General features: G+C 73.6%; 23 protein-coding genes. 10 read left to right on the top strand and 13 right to left on the bottom strand.

Annotation, left to right across the window (positions count from 1 at the left end):
* The first annotated feature begins 71 nt into the window (after positions 1-71).
* On the top strand, positions 72-1,034 hold the full coding sequence (locus ACHFIV_RS10035; protein ID WP_398965697.1) for a LysR family transcriptional regulator: 963 nt from the start codon (positions 72-74) through the stop codon (positions 1,032-1,034).
* An 18-nt stretch (positions 1,035-1,052) separates the two neighbouring features.
* Here ACHFIV_RS10035 and ACHFIV_RS10030 read toward each other — a convergent pair whose 3' ends face one another.
* The 4 genes from ACHFIV_RS10030 to ligA all read right to left on the bottom strand — a co-directional run bounded on the left by ACHFIV_RS10030 (position 1,053) and on the right by ligA (position 7,809).
* A complete protein-coding gene (locus ACHFIV_RS10030; RefSeq protein ID WP_398965695.1) occupies positions 1,053-1,358 on the bottom strand; it encodes a 4a-hydroxytetrahydrobiopterin dehydratase in 306 nt (101 codons plus the stop codon).
* Between the two features lie 344 nt (positions 1,359-1,702).
* The gene (gene secD, locus ACHFIV_RS10025; protein ID WP_398965693.1) at positions 1,703-4,021 is read right to left on the bottom strand and encodes a protein translocase subunit SecD; all 2,319 of its coding nucleotides are present in this window, start codon (positions 4,019-4,021) and stop codon (positions 1,703-1,705) included.
* Positions 4,022-4,719: 698 nt separating this feature from the next.
* Entirely contained in the window at positions 4,720-5,565 is an 846-nt protein-coding gene (locus ACHFIV_RS10020) for a rod shape-determining protein MreC (protein WP_398965692.1), read from the bottom strand.
* A 147-nt stretch (positions 5,566-5,712) separates the two neighbouring features.
* On the bottom strand, positions 5,713-7,809 hold the full coding sequence (gene ligA / locus ACHFIV_RS10015; protein ID WP_398965690.1) for an NAD-dependent DNA ligase LigA: 2,097 nt from the start codon (positions 7,807-7,809) through the stop codon (positions 5,713-5,715).
* A 240-nt stretch (positions 7,810-8,049) separates the two neighbouring features.
* On the opposite strand from ligA, the gene ACHFIV_RS10010 reads away from it, so the two are divergent.
* The 3 genes from ACHFIV_RS10010 (at position 8,050) to ACHFIV_RS10000 (ending at position 10,746) form a co-directional block, all read left to right on the top strand.
* On the top strand, positions 8,050-8,982 hold the full coding sequence (locus ACHFIV_RS10010) for a DUF1996 domain-containing protein (protein WP_398965688.1): 933 nt from the start codon (positions 8,050-8,052) through the stop codon (positions 8,980-8,982).
* 86 nt (positions 8,983-9,068) lie between these two features.
* Entirely contained in the window at positions 9,069-9,683 is a 615-nt protein-coding gene (locus tag ACHFIV_RS10005) for a DUF305 domain-containing protein (protein WP_398965686.1), read from the top strand.
* Between the two features lie 7 nt (positions 9,684-9,690).
* Complete coding sequence (locus ACHFIV_RS10000; protein WP_398965684.1) at positions 9,691-10,746, top strand: LacI family DNA-binding transcriptional regulator; 1,056 nt, start codon at positions 9,691-9,693, stop codon at positions 10,744-10,746.
* A gap of 17 nt (positions 10,747-10,763) precedes the next feature.
* On the opposite strand, the gene ACHFIV_RS09995 is transcribed toward ACHFIV_RS10000, so the two are convergent.
* A complete protein-coding gene (locus ACHFIV_RS09995; RefSeq protein ID WP_398965682.1) occupies positions 10,764-13,130 on the bottom strand; it encodes a phage holin family protein in 2,367 nt (788 codons plus the stop codon).
* Positions 13,131-13,232: 102 nt separating this feature from the next.
* Positions 13,233-13,649 (bottom strand): hypothetical protein, encoded by a 417-nt coding sequence (locus ACHFIV_RS09990; protein WP_398965999.1) that lies wholly within the window; start codon positions 13,647-13,649, stop codon positions 13,233-13,235.
* A 179-nt stretch (positions 13,650-13,828) separates the two neighbouring features.
* On the opposite strand from ACHFIV_RS09990, the gene ACHFIV_RS09985 reads away from it, so the two are divergent.
* Both ACHFIV_RS09985 and ACHFIV_RS09980 read left to right on the top strand, forming a co-directional pair.
* Complete coding sequence (locus ACHFIV_RS09985; protein WP_398965680.1) at positions 13,829-14,605, top strand: MBL fold metallo-hydrolase; 777 nt, start codon at positions 13,829-13,831, stop codon at positions 14,603-14,605.
* Positions 14,602-15,222: a DedA family protein gene (locus tag ACHFIV_RS09980; RefSeq protein ID WP_398965678.1), complete on the top strand. Its 621-nt coding sequence runs from the start codon at positions 14,602-14,604 to the stop codon at positions 15,220-15,222. Before ACHFIV_RS09985 ends, ACHFIV_RS09980 begins: the two co-directional genes overlap by 4 nt.
* 26 nt (positions 15,223-15,248) lie before the next feature.
* On the opposite strand, the gene ACHFIV_RS09975 is transcribed toward ACHFIV_RS09980, so the two are convergent.
* The 4 genes from ACHFIV_RS09975 to ACHFIV_RS09960 all read right to left on the bottom strand — a co-directional run bounded on the left by ACHFIV_RS09975 (position 15,249) and on the right by ACHFIV_RS09960 (position 19,263).
* Positions 15,249-16,274 carry an MBL fold metallo-hydrolase gene (locus tag ACHFIV_RS09975; protein ID WP_398965677.1) on the bottom strand — a complete coding sequence of 342 codons (1,026 nt, stop codon included), beginning with the start codon at positions 16,272-16,274 and terminating at the stop codon, positions 15,249-15,251.
* Positions 16,275-16,287: 13 nt separating this feature from the next.
* Positions 16,288-17,526 carry an aminotransferase class I/II-fold pyridoxal phosphate-dependent enzyme gene (locus ACHFIV_RS09970; protein WP_398965675.1) on the bottom strand — a complete coding sequence of 413 codons (1,239 nt, stop codon included), beginning with the start codon at positions 17,524-17,526 and terminating at the stop codon, positions 16,288-16,290.
* 118 nt (positions 17,527-17,644) lie between these two features.
* Positions 17,645-18,469: an SMP-30/gluconolactonase/LRE family protein gene (locus ACHFIV_RS09965; RefSeq protein WP_398965674.1), complete on the bottom strand. Its 825-nt coding sequence runs from the start codon at positions 18,467-18,469 to the stop codon at positions 17,645-17,647.
* Between the two features lie 20 nt (positions 18,470-18,489).
* A complete protein-coding gene (locus tag ACHFIV_RS09960) occupies positions 18,490-19,263 on the bottom strand; it encodes an IclR family transcriptional regulator (RefSeq protein ID WP_398965673.1) in 774 nt (257 codons plus the stop codon).
* 215 nt (positions 19,264-19,478) lie between these two features.
* Here ACHFIV_RS09960 and ACHFIV_RS09955 point away from each other — a divergent pair, with 215 nt between their 5' ends.
* From ACHFIV_RS09955 to ACHFIV_RS09945, 3 genes are all read left to right on the top strand, one after another.
* Positions 19,479-20,975 (top strand): bifunctional phosphatase PAP2/diacylglycerol kinase family protein, encoded by a 1,497-nt coding sequence (locus tag ACHFIV_RS09955; RefSeq protein ID WP_398965671.1) that lies wholly within the window; start codon positions 19,479-19,481, stop codon positions 20,973-20,975.
* A gap of 99 nt (positions 20,976-21,074) precedes the next feature.
* On the top strand, positions 21,075-21,884 hold the full coding sequence (locus ACHFIV_RS09950) for a methyltransferase domain-containing protein (RefSeq protein WP_398965669.1): 810 nt from the start codon (positions 21,075-21,077) through the stop codon (positions 21,882-21,884).
* 59 nt (positions 21,885-21,943) lie between these two features.
* A complete protein-coding gene (locus tag ACHFIV_RS09945; RefSeq protein ID WP_398965667.1) occupies positions 21,944-22,297 on the top strand; it encodes a VOC family protein in 354 nt (117 codons plus the stop codon).
* 252 nt (positions 22,298-22,549) lie between these two features.
* Here ACHFIV_RS09945 and ACHFIV_RS09940 read toward each other — a convergent pair whose 3' ends face one another.
* The 3 genes from ACHFIV_RS09940 to ACHFIV_RS09930 all read right to left on the bottom strand — a co-directional run bounded on the left by ACHFIV_RS09940 (position 22,550) and on the right by ACHFIV_RS09930 (position 25,939).
* Positions 22,550-23,467, bottom strand: coding sequence for an arginase family protein (locus ACHFIV_RS09940; protein WP_398965665.1), 918 nt, complete (start codon positions 23,465-23,467; stop codon positions 22,550-22,552).
* 194 nt (positions 23,468-23,661) lie between these two features.
* On the bottom strand, positions 23,662-24,699 hold the full coding sequence (locus ACHFIV_RS09935) for an NAD-dependent epimerase/dehydratase family protein (protein ID WP_398965998.1): 1,038 nt from the start codon (positions 24,697-24,699) through the stop codon (positions 23,662-23,664).
* Positions 24,700-24,754: 55 nt separating this feature from the next.
* Positions 24,755-25,939 (bottom strand): alcohol dehydrogenase catalytic domain-containing protein, encoded by a 1,185-nt coding sequence (locus tag ACHFIV_RS09930; RefSeq protein ID WP_398965664.1) that lies wholly within the window; start codon positions 25,937-25,939, stop codon positions 24,755-24,757.
* Positions 25,940-26,230: 291 nt separating this feature from the next.
* Here ACHFIV_RS09930 and ACHFIV_RS09925 point away from each other — a divergent pair, with 291 nt between their 5' ends.
* Positions 26,231-26,692 carry an SRPBCC family protein gene (locus tag ACHFIV_RS09925; RefSeq protein ID WP_398965662.1) on the top strand — a complete coding sequence of 154 codons (462 nt, stop codon included), beginning with the start codon at positions 26,231-26,233 and terminating at the stop codon, positions 26,690-26,692.
* The last annotated feature ends 36 nt before the right edge of the window (positions 26,693-26,728 follow it).

The following is a 26,728-nucleotide window of genomic DNA, read 5'->3' as shown; positions in this document are numbered from 1 at the left end:
CCGGGCACGGGACGACTCCTGAGCGCGCCCCGCGTCTTGCCGGTGCGCTCCGTCGGCCATAACGTGCGCGCATGGAGCTGGAGTTACGTCATCTGCGCACGGTACGGGCCATCGCCGACACCGGCAGCCTCACCAGGGCCGCGGCGGCACTGGGGCTCGCGCAGCCCGCGCTCAGCGCCCAGTTGCGCAGGATCGAGAAGGCCCTCGGCGGCCCGCTCTTCGACCGGGACCACACCGGAGCGCGGCCCACACCGCTCGGCGAGCTGGTGCTCGAAAGGGCCCGGGTCGTGCTGCCCGCGGTCAGCGGGCTCCAGGAGGAGGCGGTGCGCTTCGCCAATGCCCGGTCCACGGTGGAACGCTTCCGGCTCGGCGGCACGCACGGCCCGCTGCTCGGCGGCCTGGTCGACCGGCTGGCCACCGCGCACCCGACGGCGCCGGTGACCACGTACACCTCCTGGTCGGTCGCGGAGATCGCCTCCTTGCTGATCGACGGCCGACTCGACTTCGCCCTGATCGGTGCCTGTGGGGAGAGCCCGCCGCCGATGGCGGACCGCCTGGTCTGGCAGGTCATCGGGGTCGACCCGGTGTTCGTCATGCTGCCCGGCGACCACCCGCTGGCCGGCGAGCGCGAACTCGAACTGTCCGCGCTGGCGGACGAGTGCTGGGCCGACGTACCCGGTGACGGATGCTTCGCCGACTGCTTCACCGCCGCGTGCGCACAGGCGGGCTTCACGCCGGCGTCGGTGTACGAGACGGACACGGCGTCCGTCGTCCATCTGGTCCAGGTGGGCAGGGCGGTCGGGCTGTGCCGGGCCACGTTCCCCCCGGCCCCGGGCCTGGTGACCCGTCCCCTCGCCGGCTCACCGCTGAGCTGGCGCCACCTGCTCGGCCGGCATCCGGGCTCCGCAGCCGCCGGCGCCGCGGCCGGAGCGGTGACCGGGCACACCCGCTCGGCGTACGCGGAGGCGGTGCGGCGCAGCGACAGCTACGCGGGCTGGCTCGCCGCACATCCCCGCTTCGGCCCGGCAGCCTGATCTCCGGGGCGTCGCGGTCTACCGTGCCCCGTGTCCGGCGGCAACGCCCTCGACGCGGGCGGCCAGGTCGAGGTCCTTGCGCGTGACGGCGCCACCCGCGTCGTGCGTGTGCACGGCGAGCGCCACGGTGTCGTACCCGAGCGTGAGCTGCGAGTGGTGGTCGAGCTCCTCCTGGATCTGGGCGACATGGACGGTCAGCCCGGCCGCGGCGAAGTGCGAGGGCAGCCGGTAGGTACGGGTGATCCGGTCCCCCTCGAGCCGCCAGCCGGGCAGCTCGCGCAGACCGGCCTCGATGGCGTGGGCGGACAACGGTTCAGTGGGCATGTCAGCGGCTCCTGAGGCGTATCGACGCGGTCGGTGGTGTCCGCGACGTTACGGCCGTGTCGGGTCCGCTGTCGCCCCGACACGGAGAGGGCCCTCGACGCCGGTGTGCGCGCCTCGTCCTCCGACGGGTGGCCGCGTCCAGGGACGTCGCTCCGGGCCGGGAGGGGCGCCACCGCGGCCAGGACGGCCAGGTGCCCCCTGCGTCACGCGGCACGACGGGCATGAGCGGCACACCCCGCTCACCGCAAGTGGTCCGGAGCGTGCCGCAGTCCCCACGGCCGTACCGCCGTACGCGCCGGGCAGGGCCTCATCCGCCCCGTCCGGCGCGTCGCGTCCCCGGCGCGCTACACGCGTGCCCCGTTGTCGGCGGGGTCCCGGCGTGTCCTCCCGGCCGCCGTCCTGCGCTTCGGCGCCCGTGTGCGGGCCGGCGGCGGGGCCTTGCTGCTCCGCTCCAGGAGGAGCGCCCCCGGTACGGCTGTCATCACGGAGGAGTACGTCCCCACGCAGACGCCGATGAGGAGGGCGAGCGCGAAGTCGGCGAGCGAGTCACCGCCCAGCACCGCGAGGGCGACCAGGATGAAGACGGCGCCCATCCCCGTGTTGACGGTGCGCGGGACGGTCTGCAGCACGGCCCGGTTGGCCACATCGGCGACCGGGGTGCGGCGGCTGCGCGCCCACAGCTCCCTGACCCGGTCGAAGACCACGACGGAGTCGTTGACGGAGTAGCCGATGACGGTGAGCAGGGCTGCCAGGAAGATCCCGTCGACAGTGCGTCCGAGCCACGCGAAGGCACCCACCAGGATGACGACGTCGTGCACGAGTGCACCGACCGAGGCGACGGCGAAGGTCCAGCGGAACCGCACCGCGAGATAGGCGAGCTGCACGCACACGGCCACGCCCAGCGCGATCAGGGCGTTGCGCCGCAGTTCGTCGCCGAGGCTGGGTCCGATCAGCTCGTCACGGATCTTGGTGGCCCCGCCCCCCTCTTCGGCGAGCGCGGAGCGCAGGGCGTGCTCCCCGTCGTTGTCCAGCTTCCCGGTGCGGACGGAGAGATCGCTTCCGCCCGTGGTCGTGACCTCGGCGTCGGCGAAGCCCGCGGCGGCGAGCGTGTCGCGGGCGGTCCCGACGTCGACGGGCCTGTTGGTGGAGTACTCCACGAGCCGGCCGCCGGTGAATTCGACACCGAGGTCGACGCCGCGCACGAGGATGCCGGTCACGGCGACGAGGACGAGTGCGGCGGACACCATCAGCCAGCGGTGCGGTGCGCGGAACAGCTGGGGGTCGCGCCTGTCGAGCCACCTGCGGACGCGGCCCGGGCGCGCGATCCCGTTGACGCCCCGGTAGTCGCTGACGAACCGGGATCCTGCCGCGATCTCGGTGAGCGCACGGGCGATGACGAGCGCGGAGAACATCGAGACGATGACACCGATGGCGAGGGTGACCCCGAAGCCCTTGACCGGCCCCGAGCCCAGGAAGAAGAGGAGCCCGGCGGCGATCAGTGTGGTGACGTTGGAGTCGGCGACCGCGCTCCAGGCGTTACGGAAACCGGCGTTCAGCGCGGAGCGGAGTGTGCCGTTACGGCGGGCGGCGAACTCCTCGCGGGCCCGTTCGAAGACGAGGACGTTGGCGTCGACCGCCATGCCGACGGCCAGGACGAAGCCGGCGAGGCCCGGCAGGGTGAGGGTGACCCCCAGGGCGACGAGGGCGGCGTACGAGATCACTCCGTACGCGGCCAGCGCCAGCGCCGCGAGACCGCCGAAGAGCCGGTACACGAAGGTGATGAGGAGCGCGGTGGCGGCGGCACCGATCAGAGCGGCACGGGCGCTGGCGTCGATGGCTTCGGCCCCGAGCGTCGGACCGACGGTCCGCTGTTCGACGATCTCGACCGGTACGGGCAGTGCGCCGCCCTTGATGAGCAGGGCGAGGTCACGTGCCTCGTCGGCGCTGAAGGAGCCGGTGATCTGCGTGGACCCCGAGGGCAGACCCGCCTTGCATCCGGCCGACCGGTCCACCTGGGGCGAGGAGATGACCTTGTCGTCGAGGACGATCGCGACACGGCGCCGTTCGTCGCCGGCCGGGTTGCAGGCGGCTTCGCCGGTGAGCCGCTTCCAGTCCCGTCCCGCGTCCTCGTGGAAGTCGAGCGAGACGCTCCATCCGGTGCCCTGCTGGGCGTCGAAGTCAGCGGTGGCGTCCTTGACGCCGGCTCCGGAGAGCCGGGCCGGACCGAGGTCGAGCAGGCCTCCTCGTTCGTCGGGAAGCACCTGCCCGCCCTCGGACGAGCCGGTCCGCCCGTCCTCGGTCCCCTCGGTCCCGGGGCCCTGCACCGCGTGGAAGCTGAGCTGGGCGGTTCTTCCGAGGACCTCGGCGGCCTGGCGCGGGTCCTGGACGTCGGGCAGTTCCACGATGATCCGGTCCTCGCCCGAACGGGTCAGGACCGGTTCGGCGACGCCGAGGGAGTCGATGCGCTGCCGCAGTACCTCCAGGGTGCGGTCGGTGCTTTCCCGGTCCGCCTTCGCGGTGGCCGAGTCCTTGGCCTGAAGCACCATCCGGGTGCCGCCCTGGAGGTCGAGGCCGAGTCTGGGTGACATGGTCAGCGTGATGAACACGGAGACGAGCAGGACGGCGGCAGCCAGAACTGCTCGCACCGTGGTGGCGCGAGTCATGGGGATCCCCTTGAGTGGGCGTCGTCCGCCCTGGCCTCAGCGGGGAGGGCGGGACGACGGGTCTGTGGAGCAGGACCGGCGAACGGCCGGCTGACCGGCCGTCGCCCCTGGAGGGCCCCGCACACCGGGCAGCGCCGCCCGGTCGCGTGCGACCGCGGGCCGCGTGGCCGCGGCCCCGGACGCGACGCCGCGAGGCAGCGGAAGGCCCTCCGGCCCCGGTGGCAGGGCACCGTGGCCGGGTGGAGGAACGTGGTGCGGGGCCTGCGGGCGTTCGGCGCCCGCGAGCGGCCCGGGCGCGGGAACGACCTGCGTATGCCACGCGGGAACGGGAGGAGCGGCTGCCGGGGGTCCGGAGTCGTCGACGACGCTGTGGGTGACGTGCGCCGGGTCGTGGGCCGCACGGAAGGCGGGGTCGGCGGTGCGCCCGGCGGCGAGGGCGGGGTCGGCGCTACGCCCGGTGGCATGTGCGGAACGGGCCGCGGGCGCGGCCGGCCCGGAGAGGTACGCGGCAGGACCGGTGGCCTGCCCGGCGACGGAGCCCCCGGTGGCCGGCCCGGCCGCGCTTCCGGCGGTCGCGGTCCCCAGAACGGTCAGGACGACGAGGAGCAGTGCGGCGAGGAGGTGCCGTGCCCGGTCCCGCGGTCCCTCGTGCGGCCCCCGCGGGGGCGCGCTCCCCCGGGGCGCCCCCAGGAGGGGGCTCACCTGGGCCGGGCCGGGCGGACGGGCGCCGTATCCGCAGCGGCGGAGCCCAGGGCGGATCCCAGGACCAGCGCGGCACCCCGCACGACTGCGGTCGCGGGGTCGCGGACGATGTGCACGGGCGCACCGAGGCGGCCCGCGATCCGGTCGGTGACCTCGGCGCGCAGCGCTCCGCCACCGGTGAGCACGAGCCCACGGCGCAGCGCTCCGCGCACCGCGCCGTGCTGGTCCTCACGCCACATGGACGTGATCATATCGACGACGGTCCGGGCGAGTCCGACGGGCGTCGAGGGCGGTTCGAGATCGCTCAGCCCCGTGTCGGCCTGGCGGGCGTCGACGACCGTTCCGCCGACGAGCAGGGCGACCTCGGTGAGTTCGGCTCCCAGGTCGGCGACGAGCACGGGGCCGTCGTCGAGCCGTCCCGCGCACGCGGCCGCGGCACGGGCGCTGCTGAGGATGACGGCACCGGACACGTCCAGGGCGGCGAGGAGTTCCCTCGCCTGCGCGTGGTGTTCGCGTCCGGCCAGCACCGGATGGCTGAGCGCGACCACGCTGTCCCGCCGGTCGGCGCCCAGCGCGGTCTCGGCGAGGTACGACAGCAGTCCGGCGCAGGACTCCGCGTCGACGATGCGTCCCCGCCGCACCGGCCGGCGTGCGCCGCCCTCCCAGCCGGCGGGCGGGCCGGCGACGAGGCCCTGCCCCGGAATCCAGGCACGGGCCCCGGAACTGCCGAGGTCGATGGCCAGTCCCCTGGCGGGTCCTGGCCGGTGCGTGGCGCCGGCGTGGGGGCCGGGCCGCCCGAGGACCGGCCGACCGCGTCGCCGGCCGTCACGCGAAGAACGCATCGGCCCTCACCCTCGGGTCTGCCACCCTCGCCCACGGCCTTCGCCGACCCATTGATAGCGAGGCATGATCGTGCCCTCACTATGCGATAGAAGGCAGAGAAACGCCACCCTCTTCACAATCCCAGGGTTCGGGCCGAAGGTGCCGTGTCACGCCTCCTGGACCAGACAGCCCTCGACCAGCTCCGCGAACTCCTCGGGCGCGGCTATCCGGACTCCCAGTTCCTCGGCCTTGGCCCGCTTGGATCCGGCCTTCTCCCCTGCGACGAGCAGACTCGTGCGCTTGGAGACACTGGAGGAGGACTTGCCGCCGGCCCGTTCGATCAGCTCGTTCATCTGGTTGCGCGAGAGCTCTCCCAGCATCCCCGTCATGGCCCCGGTCACCACGACCGTCATTCCGGCGAGCGGCAGACCGGTCGTCGCCCGGTCGTCCGCGCCGGTCTCCTGTGCCTCCCCCGGCTCCGGCGGAGGGGTCGCACCGGGCTCGGTCATGTTGACCCCGGCGGCGACCAGCTTGCCGATCAGCGGCGCCAGCTCCGCCAGCTCCGTGACGACCGCCGCCGCCTTCTCCTTGCCGATGCCGTCCACCCGCTGCAACGCCTCCGCGTCCGCGGCGACGATCCGGTCCATCGACGCGAAGTGGCGGGCGATCCGGCGCGACATGGATCGGCCCGTGCCGCGTACACCGAGCGCACAGAAGACGCGGGACAACGGACGGGTCCTGGCCGTCTCGACGGCAGCCAGCAGATTGTCGGTGGAGGTCTCCCCCATACGCTCCAGGGAGAGCAGCTGCTCCCGCTCCAAGGTGAAGAGGTCGGCGAAGTCCTGGACGAGGCCCGCGTCGACGAGCTGGACGACCCGGGTGGCGCCGAGCCCTTCGATGTCCAGCTGGTCGCGGCCCGCCGCGTAGGAGATGGAGGCGACCAGGCGGCAGTCGCGGCCCCTGGTGCAGCGCCAGCGCTGCTCGCTCATGTCGATCTCCGAACCGCACCGCGGGCAGACCTCGGGGAACTCGACCGGCTGCTCCTCACCCGTGCGCAGATGCGCGACGGGCGCCTCGATGCGGGGGATGATGTCGCCCGCCTTGTAGACCATCACCTGGTCACCCACGCGGAGATCGCGCCGGGTGATGTCGGCCGGATTGTGCAGTGTGGCGTAGCTGACGGTGGATCCGTCGATCTCGACGGGCTCCAGCACGGCGCGCGGCGCGATGATGCCGGTCCTGCCGACGTTCCACTCGACCCCGAGCAGCCGGGTGACCTTCTCCACGGCGGGAAGCTTGTAGGCGATGGCCCAGCGCGGCGCGCGCGTACCCGAACCCGCGTCGCGCTGGTCGGCCGCCAGGTCCGCCTTGATCACGATGCCGTCGATCCCGAACGGCAACGAGGCGCGCAGACCGGCGATGCCCTCGACCCCGGCCTGCACCTCCTCGGCCGTGGTGACGGTGCGCGGGGCGACCGCGGTGCCCGCCGCCGTGTGCACGCCGAGCCCGGCGACGTACTCCAGGACCTCGCTGTGCGGGAGGGCGGCCAGAGTGGCCGACAGCTCGCCCGAATCGGGCAGCGCGAGCGCGCCGTAGGCGAAGAAGGTCATCTCGACGCGGTACGGGCGATCCTTGGCCCGCAGGGTGCCCGCGGCCCCGTTGCGCGGGTTTGCGAAGGGGGCGGCGCCGTGTTCCGTGCGCACCGCGTTGGCCTGCTCGAACTGCTCCTCGGTCATGAGTATCTCGCCGCGCACCTCCAGGGTGACGGGAGCGCCGAGCCGCTCGGGCAGGCCGAGCACGGTTCCGATCGCGTGCGAGACGTCCTCGCCGGCCGTACCGTCGCCGCGGGTGATCAACTGCTCGAGGCGGCCCTGCCGGTAGCGCACCGCGACGGCCAGACCGTCGAGCTTGGGCTCCACGCTCCAGGCGGCGACGGGCCGGCCTATCCGCCGCTCCACGGACGCGGTCCAGGTGACGAACTGTTCGGCGGAGAACACGTTGTCCAGCGAGAGCATCGGCACGGTGTGCGGCACGTCCCCCGACGCCGCCCCGCCGGCGACCTTCCCCGTGGGCGAGGCGTCCAGCACCTCCTGCGGGTGCTCCTCCTCGTAGGCCGCGATCCCGCGCACGAGCCGGTCGTACGCGTCGTCGTCCAGCGCGCTCTCACCCGCGGTGTAGTACGCGGCGGCGGCACGCTTGGCCTTTTCCACGGCAGCCGCGTAGGCGGCGGTGTCGGCGAGCACGCCGGCTGAGTTCGTCGTCATGACCACCATCCTGCCGCGCCCCACTGACAACCCTCCCCGCCGACGGACCGACCCACCGGATGAGAGAGCGCTCTCCCGACGCCGGAAGCAGCAACCATGCGTGAAAGGCAGGAGGTTGAGGATCACGTTCAAGTTATTGACATGCTTACGTCACGCTCCTACGTTCGTTCAAGAGAGCGCTCTCTCCCCTGGCCGGACGACCGGTCAGGAGGAACCCCACTTCCTCGGAACAGGAGTGCCGTGCTCCTTCTCGACAGACGTACGTCCGAAACCGGCAGGCGCAGAGCCCTGTCGCGATGGCGCTACCGGATCGCGGGGCTCGCAGTCGCCGCGCTGGCCGCGTCGCTCATCCAGGCCAACGCGGGCAACGCGGCCGCCGACCGCTCGCGGCCCGGGCCGAAGGCCGCCGCCGACGTGGTGCGGGTCGCCGAGTTCCTCGCCGAATGCCCCTACACGCACCGGGCTCCCGACGACCCGATCGTGCTCCCCGGTCTGCCCGGCGCCTCGCACATGCACAGCTTCTTCGGCAACGACTCCACCAACGCCCACTCCGACCTGGCCTCACTGGAGAGGGCCGGGACCAGCTGCTCCCCCACGACCGACCTGTCCTCGTACTGGGTCCCCACGCTGTACGACGGGAACAAGGAGGTGGAGCCGACCGGCACCACCTTCTACTACCTCGGTGAAGGGGTGCGGGACGACATCATCCGGACGATCAAGCCGTTCCCCCGGGGTCTGCGGATCGTCGCGGGCAACGCCAAGGCGACCGGCCCCGGCGACAACACCCTCTCGCGCTGGTCCTGCCTGCACCACGGCGAGGTGAACCCGTCCCACGACTTCGTCAACTGCCCCGCGGGATCGATGATGGAGAGCTACCTGGACTTCCCGCAGTGCTGGAACGGCAGGGATCTCGACTCGCCCGACCACAAGAGCCACATGTCCTATCCGGTGGCCGGAGCCTGCCCGTCGACCCACCCCGTTCCCGTGCCCAAGCTGCGCCAGGTCCTGCGCTACCCGGTCAACGGGGACCCGGCGCGTTTCCGGCTGGCCTCCGGACGCGGCTACACCATGCACGGCGACTTCTTCAACGTATGGCCCGAGGCCGAGATGGCCCAGCGGGTCCGGGACTGCATCAACGCCATCATCAAGTGCGGTGCCGACGGCACTCCCTGACGGCTCGTCCGCCCATCCTCCACCGGCGTCTGCCCGGCCCGGGTCCCCGGGCCGGGCAGGCGCCCTCACGCAAGGACCACCTGCCGATGGCGGCTCGTCGCACCGCAGCGCTGCTCCTCCTGCTCAGCGCCCTGACCGCCTGCGGACGCGGAGGAGGCGCGGATCCGGCCCCCGTCCTCCCGAGCGCGGCTGCCTCCCCCTCCACGCAGGCGACCGATGCCGCCTGGGTCCAGTTGATGATTCCCATGACCGGACAGGCCGTCGTCCTGCTGGACCTCGCCGCGGAGAAGGGCCACGGCCCCCGGCTGCGGTCCTGGGCGGCCCGCCTGCGCAGCGCCCAGGCCACCGAACTCGCCGGCCTGCGGCGGCTGCGGGACCGGATGGGGCTGCCGGACACCGACGTGCACAAGGGACACGACATGCCGGGCATGGTGACGGCCGATGACCTCGACGACGCCCGCAGGACCGGGGGGACCGCCTTCGACCGCCTGGTAGTGGCGCGGATCCGCGACCATCTGCGCCAGTCGCAGCAGGTCTCGCGCTCCGAGACGACGGCCGGCAGCCGGGCCGAGGCCAAGGCACGGGCCCGGGCGCTCGTCACCGCACGGGGGGAACAACTGGCCGACCTGACCGCGCTGTGCGCGGGCGGGGCCGCTGACGTGCCGGAACCCTTCGCGTGCCCGTCGGATCACCCGGTATAAAGACTGCATGACTGCCGATGTGTCGCCGCCCGTGCGCCCCGCCACCCTGGAGGACGTGGCCGCGGTGGCGGGCGTCTCCCGGGCGACCGTGTCCCGTGTGATCAACGGGGCCACCACGGTGGACCCGGCCCTGCGGCGGGTCGTGGAGGAGGCGGTCGCCACCACGGGCTACGTCCCCAACCGTGCGGCGCGCTCGCTGGTGACCCGGCGGACCGATTCGATAGCCCTCGTGGTGTCGGAACGCGAACGCCGCCCGGTCTCCGAGCCGTTCATCGGCCGGATGTTCTCCGACCCGCACTTCGGACGCGTCGTCGGCGGTCTGATGGACGTCCTGCGCCCCGCCGGCATCCAGATGGTGCTGATGCTGGCCGACGACGAGGCTTCACGTAACCAGCTGTTGTCGTATCTGCGCCAGGGGCACGTGGACGGGGTGGTGCTGATCTCCTCGCACGCCGACGACCCGCTGCCCGGCCTGCTCCACGAGACCCGGCTGCCCGCCGTGCTGGCGGGCCGTCCCCGCAGGCCCTCGCCGCTCACCTACGTGGAGGCGGACCAGCGCGCCGGGGCGCAGCTGGCGGCCGATCACCTGGCGGCCCTGGGGCGACGGCGTATCGGGACGGTCTCGGGCCCGCAGGACATGCCCGCGGGGCAGGTCCGTCTGACCGGGTTCCTGGACGCGCTGGAGCAGCACGGCATCGGGGACGTGGTGACGGCGGAAGGGGACTTCACCCACACGGGCGGGGCTTCGGCGATGCGGCGGCTGTTGAGCGAGCGGCCGGATCTCGACGCGGTGTTCATCGCCTCGGACCTGATGGCGCTGGGCGCGCTGCCCGTCCTGCTGCGGGCGGGCAGGGACGTGCCCGGGGACGTGGCGGTGGTGGGCTTCGACGACAGCAACGCGGCGGTGGCGTGCGACCCGCCGCTGACGACCGTGCGTCAGCCGGTGGAGGAGATGGCGGCCGAGATGGCCCGGCTCCTCCTGAAGCAGATCGGCAAGCCGGCCGACGGCCCCGCGCCGTCCGTGGTCTTCCATCCGACGCTGGTGCGGCGCGAGTCCACCTGAGGCCCCCCGCCGCCCTTTCAGCCGCGTGCACCCGGGGCGGAGCCGTCGGGTCCAGGGGCGGCCGGAAGGGGTTCGACCACGAGGGCGGCCGGCTCCTCCGGGCGGCCCGGTTCCGCGGACCGCACGGGCTTCTCCGACCGCACGGGCTCGTCGGACCGGGCGGGAGCAGCGGCGCGGACCGGGTCAGGCTCGCGGGCGGGGCCCGGGACGTCAGCGCGGGCCCGCCCGTCCGGGAACGGCTCGTCCACCCGCACCGTCCCGGCGAAGCCTTCCTGCCGCAGTGGGACCTGCGGGCCGGAGAGCTCCCTGAGCCAGCGTGCCAGCACCCGGTGTACCGCTTCCGCCCCGACCGGGCCGCCCTCGGACGCCCGGGGCGGCACGGACGGCGACTCCCCGCGCGGTGCTTCCGCCGCCACGGCGTCGAGTGGATCCGTCAGCGTCCGCGGCCACAGCAGGAACGGCCGCGACTGTGCGCCGCCGAGCCCGCCGTGCGAGCCGATCTGCTCCTCGAAGGCGTGTACGCGGCCGGTCGCGGGGTCGTACATCGAGTTGATCATGACGTCCGCGACGTGCGGGAAGCCGTCGGTGCGCCGCACCGCGTCCGCCGCGCCCGCGCCGAAGACCGCGATCGGCCCCTCGCCGTCCGTCAGGTCCGCGACCGGGACCTCCGCCCCGTCCCGGCCGAGCACCACCGACCCGTGCTTCTGGCTCCGCACGAGCAGGAAGCCGATCCCCGGGTGGGCGGCGAGCGTGCTGAGCAGTGCCGGGTAGCGGCGGTCGAGCTGCTCGCGGGAGGCACGCCCCTCGATGTCCGGGAACGACAGCAGCCCGAGGTTTCCCGAGGCGAGCACCACCGGGTCGGAGGCCTTGTCGGGTTGTCCGGCCTCCTGCTCCCCGGCGATCGGCCTGTGCAGCGCGATGCGCACCGCGTCGCGGGCCTCCGAGGCGCTGCGGGTGCGCTGGGCGCGGCGGGGTACGGGCAGTCCGCAGCCGGCCCTGACGAGGTCCTTGAGCGTGAGACCGTACTTCCCCGCGAAGGTCTCGCCCGGGCTCTGCCCGTGGTCGGACAGCAGCACGATCCGGTAGTCGCGCGGGGTGTGGTCCGCGATCTTCATGATGAGGCCGAGTGAGCGGTCGAGCCGCGTCAGGACCTTCTCCGCGTCCCTGCTGTGCGGCCCGGAGTGGTGGGCGACCTCGTCGTAGGCGACGAGGTCGGCGTAGACGGCGGTGCGCCCGGCGAACATGTCGCCGATCACGGCGGCGACCACCACATCGCGTTCGACGACGGTCGCGAAGGCTCTGATGAAGGGGTACAGCCCACCGCGCTTGACCCGGGGCGCCTCCTTCCGCGCCCGTGCCCGGACGGACTGGCCGATCTCGCGGCCCACCTCCGCGACGAACGACAGGGCGGTGCGGACGGCGTTGGCCGGGTCGGAGAAGTAGGCGAAGTAGCCGGCGCGCGAGCGGCGCCCCTTGCCGAGCCTGGCCGCCATGGACAGGACCAGGGCGAGCTGGTCGGCGCCGCCGCTGAAGAGGTTGCCCCGGCTCGCGCCGTCGACGGTGAGCAGGCCGCCGTCATGGGTGCGGGCGATGGCCCTGCGCTGCAGTTCGAGGGCGCTCGCCGGTCTGCTGGAGACCATGACGGTGCCGGTCTCCTTCTCGTACCAGCGGAACGCCGGTACGTCGAAGTTGCTTCCGTGCAGGATGCCGAGCTGGCTGGCGCCTGTCTGGCTGGACCAGTCGGTGGTCCACGGGGTGAGCCGGTGGCCCGCCTCGTCGGCGAGCAGGCCGGCCACGGTCGGCATGAGGCCGTCGGCCGCCGCCTGTTCGAGCACGCCGTGGCCCACGCCGTCGAGCTGGACGAACACGATGCCGGGCGGGCCGGGGCGGTCTCCGTCCGCGCTCATCGGGGTGCCGCTGCGTCTGCGGCGCCGGTCGGCGAGGCGGGAGAGTCTGCGCCGGTAGGCGTCGTCGTCACGGACCGCGAGGGCGGTGGAGGTCGCGGAGGCGACGGCGGACATGACGGCCGCCACGACGACGGCGGTCTCCGGGTTCGCGTCGCCGCGCCCGTCCGGGATGAGGCGCAGGGCGATCAGCAGCAGGGAGCCGTTGAGGAAGAAGACCAGGGCGCCCAGTACCAGCGCCGGGACGATGAGCAGCGCTCTGACGAGCACGGGCCACACCAGGGCCGAGAGCAGGCCGAAGGCCCCGGCGCCCCAGGCCGCGGTGAAGGCGGTCCTCGTGACGGTGTCGCCGTCGTCGGCCTGGAGCCGGAAGTCGGGCAGGATCCCCGCCAGCGCCAGCATGGTGAGGGTGGACACGGCCCACACCGAGACCACGCGTATGAGGGTTCCCCCCGCCGTACGCCATCGCCCGCCACTCACGCCGTTCCACCTCACGTCCGGGCCCGGTGTCCGAGGTGGGCCCGCACAAAGCCTGTCACAGCCGTTCCGGACCCTTCCCTGGCCCCGGGTCCCCTCCGGTCATCAGCAGCCGTCGTATCCTGCGGTCGGCATGGAGAGTCTGCGGTGGACGCCGGCCTTGGCGCGCGCCGTGTAGACGGGCTCCTCCAGGCCGGCGAGCTCAAGTCGCACACCACGTCTCTCGCACTCCGCCGCGAAGTCCGGCACCGAGACGAGTGCCCGTGCCAGCACCCGGTCGTTGGGGGCCACGAACAGCTCGGTCGGCCCGCCGTCGGCGCCCGCCCACAGGGCGTGGTGGTCGGGGCGCAGTCCGTAGACGCGGAGCTGGCGCGTGACGACGTAACCCTGGTCCGCCGCCCAGCGTGCGCACATGGCGTGCTGGCTGCGGGTGTCGACGAGGAAGGGGTCCCCGTCGAGTTCTTCCAGTGGTGTGAGGCTGGCGATGGCCGCCACCCGTACGTCTGCGCCGACGCCGCCCATGAACGGATCCCCCCGCACTCGGATGCTGGCCACGACCCTACCCCTGTCGTAGCCCTCCGTAGCCGTCCGTGAACGTGCCTGGACAGGCGTGAAGGGGCACCCCGGCGTGGGAGGGGCGCGGAGCGCCTACCCTCGTACCCGTACGGCGACGGCTGGGGCGCGGACGAGGAGGCTGGCCGGTGGAGGTCACCTGGTGGGGTCATGCCACCTGCACGATCGAGGACAGCGGGGTCAGGTTGCTGACCGACCCGCTCTTCGCGCGGCGTTTCGCGCACCTGCGCCGCCGCCGGGGTGACGTGCCGCCGCCGGAGGCCGCGGTCGCCGACGCCGTCCTGGTCTCCCACCTGCACTCCGACCACCTGCATCTGCCCTCCCTGGCCCGCCTCGCCCCCGGCAGCATGCTGGTGGTGCCCGTGGGCGCCGTCGGCGCCGTCCCGGGGCTCCGGCTGCTGCGCCGGGCGCGCGGGCTGCGGATCACCGAGGTCGCCCCCGGGGACGTGGTGCGGGTCGGCGAGGTCCTGGTGCGCGCGGTCCCGGCCCTGCACGACGGCCGGCGGCTCCCGGTCGGGCCGCACCGGGTGCCCGCCCTCGGGTACGTCGTCGAGGGCGAGGCCCGCACCTACTTCGCCGGGGACACCGGGCTGTTCGACGACATGGCCGACGCGGTGGGGCAGGTGGAGGTGGCGTTGCTGCCTGTCGGCGGCTGGGGGCCCAATCTGGGCCACCACCACCTGGACGCGGTACGCGCCGCACACGCCCTGACGATACTGAGGCCGCGAGCCGCGGTGCCGGTGCACTACGGCACCTACTGGCCGATCGGGATGGACGGGATCCGGCCGCACGAGTTCCACGCGCCGGGCGACGAATTCGTGCGGCAGGCGGCGCGCACGGCACCGGAGGTAGCGGTGCACCGGCTGGGGCACGGCGAGCATGTGAGGCCGGAGGCCCGTAGGTGATCGAAGAAGTGCTGCGGCAGCTGCCGACCGAGTCGACCCAGCAGGCCGTTGCCTACCCGTCGTTGTTCCTGCTGGTGGCGCTGGGGTCCCTGGTGCCGGTGGTGCCGACAGGGGTGCTGGTGAGTTCGGTGTCCGTGGTGACGTTCCACCAGACGTCACCGTTCGCCCTGCTCATCGTGTTCGCCGTGGCCTCGGGCGCGGCCTTCCTCGGTGACATATGCCTGTACTGGCTCGGCAAGCGCGGGGTGGCGTCCAAGAACGGTTCGAAGTGGCTGGAGGCGATCACCGGACGGGCCGCTCCCGAGCGGCTCGCCCAGGCGCAGGAGAAGCTGGACGAGCACGGCACGGTGGTACTGGTGCTGTCCCGGCTGATTCCGGCGGGGCGCATACCCGTGATGCTGGCCTGCCTGCTCGGGCGGATGCCGCTGCGGCAGTTCGCCCGGGGCGACGTGCCCGCGTGTCTGGCCTGGGCGGCGACGTACCAGCTGATCGGGGTCCTGGGCGGTTCGCTGTTCCCCGAGCCGTGGGAGGGCGTACTCGCGGCGGTCGCGCTGACCCTGGTGATCAGCGGGACGCCGGCGCTGTGGCGGCGGCTGCGGACGCGTCTGGCCGGCTGAGCGGCCGGTGCTCCCGCCCGGCACGGTCAGCTCTCCAGGACGCGTGAGCCGCCGACCGGCAGGTCCCACAGGTCCGCGCGCGGCAGCCCGGCCCGCTGCCAGGCGGTACGGAGCCGGGTGAGCGGTTCCAGCACCGGTTCGGCGGAGAGGAGGAACGTCGCCCAGTGCATCGGGGCCATCGCACGGGCGCCGAGTTCCTCGTACGCCTGGACGGCCTCCTCGGGGTCGGTGTGGACGTCCGAGAGCCACCATCGCGGCTCGTACGCCCCGATCGGCAGCATGGCCAGGTCCAGGCCGGGATAGCGGCGGCCGATCTCCTTGAACCAGTGGCCGTAGCCGGTGTCCCCCGCGAAGTAGAGCCGGTGCCCTCCCGCGTCGCCGATCACCCAGCCTCCCCACAGGGACCGGCAGGTGTCGAGGAGGGTGCGCTTGGACCAGTGGTGGGACGGCACGAAGTCGAACCGGACGCCGCCCAGCTCCACCGACTCCCACCAGTCGAGCTCGGTGACACAGGTGAAGCGGCGGCGCCGGCACCAGCGGCCGAGACCCGCGGGGACCAGGAGCGGGGTGTTCCTCGGGAGCCTGCGGAGTGTGGGGGCGTCGAGGTGGTCGTAGTGGTTGTGGCTGATCAGGACCGCGTCGACGGCCGGCAGTTCCTCCCAGCGGACACCGACCGGGGTGATCCTCGCCGGGGTGCCCAGGATGCGCCGTGACCAGACGGGGTCGGTCAGGACGGTGAGCCCGCCGATGCGGACGACCCAGCTGGCGTGTCCGGCCCAGGTGACAGCCGTGGTGTCCGGACCCGCGACGGGCAGGGGACCGGGGGCGTACGGCAGCCGGTGGATGCCCCGCAGCCCCTCGGCGTTGGGCCGCATGGCGCGCTCCCTCGCCAGACGAGTCATGCCCCTGACACCCGGGAGCGGTGCGGTGAGCCGGTCGGCGAAACTGCGGGGCCAGGTCCGCAGTTCACCGAGGCGGCGCGGAGCGGCGACGGGACGGCCCGCGGGCGCGCGGCCGGGTCCGGCGTGCGGACGCTCGGTCTGTTCCGTCATCGAGAGGCTCCTGTCATCGGAGTTCATCGAGGGCTGCTGCGAAAATGCTCAGTGCTCCGGCGACATGCGGCAATCTCAGGGGCTCCACCGCAGTGAGGGACGCCATCTGCTGCTCCGGGGTTGAGCCGAGCAGCGGACCCGTGCTCAGCCGCACCCTCAGCGCACCCAGCTCGTCCCCGAACCGGTGCCCGCCGGGCGCGGGAGCGCCGAGACGTCGCGTCAGGTACTCCTCCAGCTCCATGGAGTCGGTGACGCCCCGGTCGGCCAGCCGGGTGCGCAGCGGGCCCAGGTCGGCGTAGAGATGCCGTCCGGCCTGCGGGGGCCTGGCCAGGGCGCCGGCGGTGAGCACCGCGCGGTGGGCGGCGGGGGCGATGTGTGCCTGGAGGTGCGCCGCCTGCCGGACCCTGGCCGTGACGGCCTCGGGCTCGCCCAGCGCGTGGGCGGCGGCCCTGGCGACCGGCTCCGCGACGAGGGCGCCGAGCGCGGTGAGGATGTCGAGGACCCTGGCGCGGCGGGCGGCGGCGCGCGCGGTGGCCGGGAAGCGTGCGACGGCGACGGGCCAGGCGGACGGCGTGAGGGCTCCGGCCAGGTCGCACAGGACGGTGACGTCGTCGGGGCACATCTCGGCAGGGCTGAGCAGGACGGTGTCGTGGGGCCGGTGCAGTGTGTCGCGCCAGGTCTCGTCGCTGACGATGTGCAGCCCTTCGGAGACCGCGGCCTCGCACGCCTCGCGGACGAGTTCCGGCGGGGCGAGGGTCGCGGTCGGGTCGTCCGCCACCGAGATCAGGAGCAGCCGGGGCCTGCCGCCCTCGGCCCGGACCCTGCGCACGGTCTCCAGCAGGGCGTACGGGTCGGGGATGCCGCCGCACTCGGCGGGCGTGGGCACGTGGTAGGCGGGCAGGCCCAGCAGCCGTGCCTGCGGCATCCACGTGGCGGGGCAGGGGCGTGGCATGAGCACATCGCCGCCGTGCGCGGCGATCAGTGCGAGCAGCAGCGGCTGGATCCCGGGGGCCGCGGCGACGCCCTCGGGTCCGCCGTGCAGGCCCCGCCGCTCCCAGTAGGCGCGGGCCGCCTCCCGCAGGATCGTTCCGCCACCGGGCGGCTCGGGCCGGGTCCGTGCCGCCGCGGCGGCCAGCACTCCGGCGAGCTCCGGCAGCACGGGAAGGCCCGGGTCGGGGGCGGGCGGCCCGTACCGGACCGGGCCGTGATCCTCCCCGAGGGGGCGGGGCGGCTTCCGCTCGCTCCAGTGCATCCCGGTGCCTCCCTCCGCCTGCGTCACCCTCAGGGCCCTTTATACGGAGGTTCCCGGGGGTCCGCCCGCGCACCGGATCGGTCGGGCGGCGGAAATACGCCTTCCTGTCCGCGCCCGCTCAGCCGGCGAACGGAGTCCCGGGCAGCCCCTGTCCCACGCCGGGCAGGACGAGCAGGGATCCCGAGAGCGGGTGAGGTGCGTCCAGGCCCGTCCGGGCGGTGGACACGTACAGGTCACGGAGGTCCGGCCCGCCGAAGGCGCACGCCGTCGGCCGCCGGACCGGGAGCTCCACGATCCGGTCCAGCCGGCCGTCGGGGGTGTGGCGCCGGATCGCCCCGCCGTCCCACAGGGCGGTCCAGACACAGCCGTCGGCGTCGACCGTCAGCCCGTCGGGCCACCCGGAGCCCCGCTCGACGGTTGCGAAGGGGCGCCGGTTCAGTACGCGCTCCCCCTCCACGTCGAAGACGTCGATGCGCCGCGTGGGGGTGTCGGTGTAGTACATGAGCCGGCCGTCAGGGCTCCACCCGGTGCCGTTGCTGACCGTCACCGCGTCCCCGACCCTGCTCACCGTGCCGTCGGGGGCGATCCGCGAGAGGGAGCCGCCCGCCTCCGCCTCGTCGTAGCGCATGGTGCCCGCCCAGAGCGCGCCGTCCGGTGCCACGGCCGCGTCGTTGCCCCGCCTGCCGGGGACGGGATCGTGGACCAGCCAGGAGAAGGCACCGTCGGCGTCGTACAGTCCCGCTCCGTCCCGCAGGACCACCACGAGGCCGCCCCCCGCCCGGGGCTTCGCCGCACCGACGTGCTGGCCGGTGGCCATGACCGTGCGGCGGCCGGTCGACGGTTCGTAGGTGTGGACGCGGGCGGAGAGTATGTCGACCCAGATCAGCCGCCCCGTCGCCTGGTCCCAGGTCGGCCCCTCGCCCAGCTCGGCCTGCTCGCGCACGGCCACCTCCAGGACCGGCCTCACAGCTGGGGCCGGTGGTGCCCGAGCCGGCCGGACAGCGCGTCGGCGCCGCCCGCCGCGAGCTGCGCGAGTTCCGCCTCGCGCTCCTCGCTCCAGCGGATCATCGGCACGGAGATGGAGAGCGCGGCGACGACACGTCCGGACCGGTCGCGGACGGGCGCGGCCACGCAGCTCACGTCCGGGTTCGACTCCCGGTGCTCCACCGCGACGCCCCGTTTGCGGACGACGGCGAGCGCCGCCCGCAGCTCGGCCGCGTCGGTGAGGCTGTTGTCGGTCATGGCGATGAGCTCGCGCCCGTCGAGGCGGGCGTCCAGCTCCGCCTCGGGGAGCGCGGCGAGCAGCAGCTTGCCGACGGAGGTGCAGTGCGCGGGCAGCTTGCGGCCGGCGGCGGAGACCATGCGTACGGCGTGCGTGGAGTCCACCTTGGCGATGTAGATGACCTCGGTGTCCTCGAGGATCGCGACATGGACCGTCTCGCCGCACGTCTCGGCGACCTCACGGGCCACCTGCTGGCCCTCGGCCGCGAGGTCGAGCTTCTCGGCGTAGCGGCTGCCGAGCTGGTACGTGCGGACGCCGAGCCGGTATCGTCCCGGCTGCTCCGGAACCGTGACCAGGTAGGACCGCGCGGCGAGCGTGGTGAGCAGTTCGTGGACGGTGGTCCGCGGCAGTTGGAGCTTCCGGGTGACCTCGGGGGCGGAGAGGGTCCCCTCCCCCTGGAGGAAGAGTTCGAGAACATCAAGCGCCCTGGTCACCGCAGGGACGAGTCGCCCCATGATCGCCCGCCAATCTCGTTCGACACTCCGGTCAATGACCGGAATCACGAACGCAGGCTAGCGGCAGGAATCTTCTCCGGGCAACGCCCTCGGCCCGGGGGGACGGGCGGGGCGGGGGCAAATCCACGCCTTCCCGTCGATTCGATCGAGATTCCGTCGAGTCCGCCGCGCGCGCCTCCTGGTTCACCGCCCGGTCGCAGGGTATTCGCTGTCCCATGCCGACATCGAGCAGTCTCCCCTCCCCGGGCCACTGGCGGGCCCGGTTCCACCAGCGGGATCTCGCCGCGTTCCAGCGCGTGGCCCAGAGACACTGGCCCGGCGCCGACGCCGTCCTGCCGCGTCTGAGCCGCAGCGCCAACCACGGGCTGCTGTGGTTCGGGGCCGCCGCCGGCATGGCGGCGCTGGGCTCCAGCGCACGGTCCCGCAGGGCCGCCCTGCGCGGCGTCGCCTCGCTCGCCGTCGCCTCCGCCGCGATCAACACCGTGGGCAAGCAGGCGGTGCGCAGGGAACGCCCGATACTGGACATGGTCCCGGTGATGAGGCAGCTGAAGCGCCAGCCGATCACCACCTCCTTCCCGTCCGGGCACGCGGCGTCCGCGGCGGCCTTCGCGACCGGCGTCGCCCTGGAGTCCAGGGGCTGGGGCGCGGTCGTCGCTCCCGTCGCGGCGGCGGTGGCGGCGTCCCGCGTCTACACCGGGGTCCACTATCCGAGCGACGTGCTGGCCGGCGCGGCGCTCGGCGTAGGGGCCGCGTTCGCACTGCGGGGGGTCGTACCGACCCGTGGACAGCTCCCGGCTCCCGGCCGGCCTCCGGCCGAGGCGCCGGCACTGCGCGCCGGGCAGGATCTGATCGTGGTCGTCAACCGGGAGTCCGGTTCCGCCACCAACGCGGCGGCCGTGATCCGCGACGCGCTGCCGCTCGCGGAGACCGTGGAGTGCGCCCCCGCCGACCTGCCGGGATGCCTGGAGAAGGCGGCGAGGGAGGGTAAGGCCCTGGGTGTCTGCGGGGGCGACGGGACGGTCAACATGGCGGCGGCCGTGGCGGCGACGCACGGCATGCCGCTCGCCGTGTTCCCCGGCGGGACCCTGAACCACTTCGCGTACGACCTCGGCATCGAGACCGTGCACGACACGGTCACCGCGCTCACCTCGGGTGACGCCGTCCGGGTCGACCTGGGCCGCTTCCGCCCGGGACCGCAGGGGCCGGGCGGGGCGGACGGCTACTTCCTCAACGCCTTCAGCCTGGGCGTGTATCCGGAGCTGGTACGGACCCGGGAGCACTGGGCACCCAGGATCGGCGGGTGGCCCGCCGGAGTGCTCGCGGCCTTCGAGGCGCTGCGCGGCTCGCGTCCCCTGACCGCCGAACTCCAGGGGAGGCGAAGGCCGCTGTGGCTGCTGTTCGTGGGCAACGGGCTGTTCAGGCGGGTGGGGCCCGCACCGGGCCGCCGCCACAACCTGGCGGACGGCCTGCTGGACGTGCGCGTGGTGCACGGCGGACGCACCCCCGGGCTCCGGCTGCTCGCGGCGGCGATCGCGGGCCCGCTCTCCCGGTCGCCCGTCCACGCGGCCGTACGGCGCCGCAAGGTGCGGCTCGCCGGCCTCGCGCCGGGCACTCCGTACGCCTACGACGGTGAGGTCGCGCACTCCGGAACGGACCTGCTGATCGACAAGCTGCCCGAAGCCCTGACGGTGTACTGCCCGATGCCCATGTAGGCACTGACCGAATCATGAGACGCCCATCTCATAATCCGACATCGCGGCGTAGCGTGGCCCCATCGCCTGCGACTGAGGTCCGAGAGAGGACGTACGGCCATGCCGAAGGAAACAGCCGTCTACACGCACGGCCACCACGAGTCCGTACTGCGCTCGCACGAGTGGCGGACGGCCGCCAACTCCGCGGCCTACCTGATCGGTGAGCTCCGGCCGGGCCAGGCCGTCCTGGACGTGGGCTGCGGGCCGGGCACCATCACCGCGGACATCGCCGCGCTGGTGGCGCCCGGCCCCGTGACCGCTGTCGACACGAGCAGCGAGGTGCTGGACCGGGCGGCGGAGGCCGCCGCCCGACGCGGTGTGGACAACGTGGACTTCACCACCGCGGACGTCCACTCCCTCGACTTCCCCGACGACTCCTTCGACGTGGTCCACGCCCACCAGGTGCTCCAGCACGTGGGGGACCCGGTGCGGGCCCTGCGCGAGATGCGACGCGTCTGCCGCTCCGGCGGGATCGTCGCGGCCCGCGACAGCGACTACGCGGCCATGACCTGGTACCCCGAGATGCCCGGGATGCGGGAATGGCAGGAGCTGTACGGCCGGGTGGCCCGCGCCAACGGCGGCGAACCCGACGCCGGACGCCGCCTGCTGTCCTGGGCGCGGCAGGCCGGCTTCCACGACGTCACGCCCACGGCGGCGGCCTGGTGCTTCGCCACCCCGGAGGACCGTTCCTGGTGGAGCGGTCTGTGGGCGGACCGCACGACCGCGTCGGTGTACGCGGAGCTGGCGGTGGCCGGCGGACACGCGGGTGCGGACCGGCTGACGGCGATCGCGGAAGCCTGGCGCGCGTGGGGCGAGGAGCCCGACGCCTGGTTCATGGTGCCGCACGGCGAGGTCCTCTGCCGGGCGTGAACCGGTGGCGGCCGGGGAACGGATCACATCCGGACGGGTCGGCAACTACCCTCGTGGGCATGGAGATCCTGGGAACCACGCTGCGAATCTGCGTCGACGACCTGGAGGCCTCGGTGGCCTTCTACGAGGGCCTGACCGGCACTCCGGCCCTGCGCTTCGAGCGCGGCGGGGTCTCGGTGGCCGCGATCGGCTGCTTCCTGCTGATGAGCGGACCCGAGACGGAACTCGAGGTGCTGCGCAAGGTCTCGGCGACGATCGCGGTCAAGGACGTCGACGAGGCGCACGCGGCGTTGACGCGGGTGGGCGCGAAGGTCGTCGCGGGCCCCGTGCCCACCCCGGCCGGCCGCAATCTGATCGCCCTGCACCCGGACGGCTCCGTCTTCGAGTACGTCGACCGGAACCTGCCCGCCTGACGGCGTTCGGCCGGGCGGCACCACCACGCGGCCCGCGGGTCCGCTCGTGGGGGCTCTCCCCCGGGCCGTCCGCCCGGTCCCGCACGCGCGCCTGCGGCGGACGGGCGCCGTGGCACCCCGGACTCGGACCCGGCAGGGGCCCTCGCGTCCGGTCCGTGGCCGTGGGGACCGGGGACCCGTGCGCCGAGCCGGGGTCCGCTGCCGGCACCAGAAGCCCCGGCCCGGCGAGACGGGGCCGGCCGCCCCGGACGATCACCGGTCCGCCCCGCCCGGCTCCGGTTCGGCGAAGGCGTCGACGATCAGGTCGGTGAGCAACGCGGCGGCGGAGCCGTCGGGGTCCAGGTCCGGGTCGTAGATCGTGACGTTGAGCCCCACGCAGCGGGGTGAGCGGACGAGGGGGCGCAGGAGCGCGGCGAGCTCAGCGGGGAGCAGGCCGTCGGCGTCGGGGCTGTCGACGGCGGGCATCACGCCCGGATCGAGCACATCGGCGTCGAGATGGACCCAGAAGCCGTCGAGGACGGGGATCTCCAGGGACCGCACCACGCCTCGGGCGATCTCGGCGGGCCCCCACTCCCTGATCTCCCCCACCGTCGCGTGGGAGATCTTCAGCGCGGCCAGCTCCGCACGGTCCTCGTCGCGGTCGCGCATGCCGAAGAGCCGGACGTCCTCGTCCCTGAGGTAGGGCCTCAGTCCCTCCAGGTCGGTGAGGTCGGCCTGCCCCCGCCCGGTGGAGAGGGCCAGCTCCTCGCCGCCCGCGGCTCCGATGTGCTCGCTGTTGCCCGGGTGCCGGAAGTCCGCCGAACCGTCGATCGCGGCGAGTCCGTACCGGCCGATACGGCGCAGCGCGAGGGCGGCGCCGAGCTGGATGGAACAGTCACCGCCCAGCACGACGGGGAACTCCCCCGCCCTGACATGCACTTCGACGCGGTCGGCGAGCGTGCGGGTGTAGCGGGCGATGGCAGCGGCGTTGAAGACGCCGTCGCCCGGCTGCCATGCGCCGCGGTCGTAACGGGGCGGTACGACGACACCGCCTTCCGACGCCCTCAGCCGCTGCACGATGCGCTGCTCCCGGAGCGCTCCCGCCAGCTTGTAACAGCCCGGTACGGTGCCGGGGGCGGGGGGCCGCAGCCCGAGGTTCGAGGGAGCGTCCAGGACCACAAGTCTGCGCATGGGAGCCATACTTGCCGCCCGGCGGGCGGCTGTCTCCCCGATCGGCGGATCAGCCGCCGCGAGCCGGGGCCGCGCCTCGCGGCCACCGGTCGCGGGGGCGGGTCAGCCGAGGAAGCGGGCCGCCACCCGGAGGCCGGACGCCGGTCCCCGCAGGAACCAGCTCCCTGGTGGCGTGCCCTGGGAGCGCGCGGCGGTCATCCAAACGTCCTGCCGGCCAGTGGAGCGGTGTCCTCTCCCTCTCCGTGGGAGACCCCGTGCAGGAAGGCGCGCAGCGCGTCGGAGGCCGAGTACGCGGGCCGCCAGCCCAGTTCCTCGCGCGCCCGGTCGCTGTTCATGACCGGGAGCCGCAGCACGGCGTCGAACAGGTGCGGGGACGCGGGCACGGCGTGCGTCCGCCACGCGGCGGCCAGCGCGCCCCGCACCAGGGACGTGGGCGCGCGGACGACACGGGCGCCGAGCAGTTCACCGAGCTGCCGGGCGTCGGTCACGGAGTCCGCGGCCAGGTTGAAGGCGCCCCGGACGTCGTTGAGGACGGCGAGCCGGTAGGCCTCGGCGGCGTCGTCCGTGTGCAGCACCTGGAAGCGCAGACCCTTGAGGTCGGGAACGAACGGCAGGAGGCCGGGTCGGAGCAGCGCGCCCGGCAGGTGACGACCGCCGAAGATCCGGCGCTGTTCGCTCGCCGACGTCCTCTTGAACAGGAATCCCGGGCGCATGCGCACGACCCTGGTCCGCGGGTTCCGTAGCTCGAAGGTGTCCAGGACCCGCTCCAGGTAGGCCTTCTCCCGGCAGTACGCCGCGTCCGGCCACCCGTGGGTGGGCCACCGCTCGTCGACGCCCGGTTCCCGCTTGGGGCCCGGTGAGTAGGCACCGACGGACGAGGCGTGCACCAGGACCGGAACGCCCGCGTCGCGAACCGCCCCGAAGACCCGCAGTGAGCCCTCGACGTTGCTCCGCCAGGTGACGACGGGGTCGTGCGTGGGCTGGAACCGCCAGGCGAGGTGGACGACGGCGTCGGCACCGGACAGGTGTTCCCTGAGCCGCCGTGGACTGTCGCCGTGCTCGAGATCGACGGTGCCCCATTCGACTCCCGGCACGGTGAGCCCGGGGCGCCGCCGTGCCAGGCCGAGGACCGAGTTCACGGCCGGGTCCTCGGCCAGGGCCCGCACGACGCTGGTCCCGACGTTCCCGGTGGCGCCCGTCACCACGACACGCAGGCCCCGGGGTGCGTTCATCATCGCTCCTCCTGCTCCGTACACCCGCCCACTGCCCGGCGGGACGCGGGGACGGTCACGGCCTGAGCAGGGTCTTGACCATGCCGTCCGCCTTCTCCTGGAAAGTCTGGTACGCCTTCGGCCCGTCGGCCAACGGCAGGTGGTGGGTGGCGAATCCGTCCACACCGAGCGGATCGTCGTCGACGAGCAGCGGCAGGATGGCCGGCACCCAGTTCCTGACGTTCGCCTGCCCCATCCGCAGCTGAATCTGCTTGTCGAACATCTTCAGCAGCGGCAGCGGGTCCACCGCGCCGCCGTAGACCCCGGAGACCGACACGGTTCCGCCCCGGCGCACCAGGTCGATGGCGGTGAGCAGCGCGCTGAGGCGGTCGATGCCCGCGCGTTCCATGAGGGCGCGTGCCGCGGGATCCGGCAGCATGCCCACGGCCCACTGCCCTGCTCTGGCCACGGGCGCACCGTGCGCCTCCATCCCGACCGCGTCGATGACCGCGTCGGTGCCGCGCCCGTCGGTGAGGTCGCGCACCGCGTCCGGCAGGTTCTTTCCGTACTCCCGCAGGTCCAGGGTCCTGATGCCCCGGGCGGCGGCCCGCTGCAGGCGGTCGGACACCAGGTCCACGCCGATGACCAGCCCGGCACCGCGATGGAGGGCGATCCGCGCGGCCATGTCCCCGATCGGGCCGAGTCCGAGGACGGTCAGGCTGCCGCCGGGGGGCACCGCGGCGTACTCCACGGCCTGCCAGGCGGTCGGCAGGACGTCCGACAGGTAGACGAACCGGTCGTCGGGCGGGCCCTCGGGGACCTTGACCGGCAGGGTGTTGCCGAAGGGGACGCGCAGCAGCTCGGCCTGTCCGCCGGGCACCTGTCCGTAGAGCTTGGTGTAGCCGAACAGCGCGGCCCCGGTCCCGTACTCCCGGACCTGGGTCGTCTCGCACTGGGACTGCAGTCCCTGGTCGCACATGAAGCAGTCGCCGCAGGACACGTTGAACGGGACGACGACACGGTCACCGGGCCTGACGCCGGTGACCTCACGGCCGGTCTCCTCCACGACGCCCATCGGCTCGTGGCCGAGGATGTCGCCAGGTTCCAGGTAGGGGCCGAGCACCTCGTAGAGATGCAGGTCGGATCCGCAGATACCGCTCGACGTGACCCGGACGATGATGTCCGTCGGGTCCTGGACGACCGGGTCGGGGACCGTCTCCACACGGACGTCCCGCCGTCCTTGCCAGGTCAGTGCACGCATGCGCTCTCTCCTCGCTCGTCCGAGTGGGCTCCCGGTATGTCGCCCATCCGGTCTACCGCGCGGGGGCTCGAACCGTGAACACGACTTCCGGCGGATCCCCGGCGGTAGGGCCCGCCGGGGCCCGGAGTCCCGGCCCGGGAGGGCCAGGACCCCGTTAGGCCGAACGGGTGAGTGTTCGCGAGGCCTCCCGCCGGGCACGCGGCCGGGAGGCCGACTCGGGGCCCGCCACGTAGCATGGCTGGTGGTCACACAGCCGTTCCCCCTGCCCGACGCCCGTGCGTGGAGGTGCCCATGGCCGTTCGCCACCATGTGATCCATCACCCGCCCGAAGCCCTGTGGGCGGTGCTGGAACAACCGGACCTGTACGGGAGATGGGTCGTGGGGACGCAGGACTCCCGCCCGCTGGAGGGGCGGTGGCCCGAGGTCGGTTCCTCCATCGAGTACACGCTGCGCCTCGGTCCCAAGGATGTCCGGGGCCGCACCGTCGTACGCCGGCTGGAACGGCCGCGGGTGCTCGAACTGGAGGCGCTCAGCGGTCCCCTGGGAACCGCGCGCATCGCGTTCGACATCCGCCCCTGGGGCGACGAGACGCTGGTCCTGCTGAACGAGCACCCGCTGCAGGGGCTCGGCGGCATCCTGCACAACGTCGCCATCGACGCGGTGCTGCAGATCCGCCACCGCGCCATGCTGGGCCGGCTGGCCGACGTGGTGGACGAACAACAGGCGGACGGCCACAGGCACCTCGCCGGGTGACCTCCGCGGGGCCGCCTGTCCGCGGGCCGCGCGGCC

The sequence above is a fragment of the Streptomyces sp. ALB3 genome (assembly GCF_044385685.1).
GTDB lineage: Bacteria > Actinomycetota > Actinomycetes > Streptomycetales > Streptomycetaceae > Streptomyces.
The sequence above is the reverse complement of the archived record's forward strand: the minus strand, read 5'-3'. Positions and strand labels throughout refer to the sequence as shown.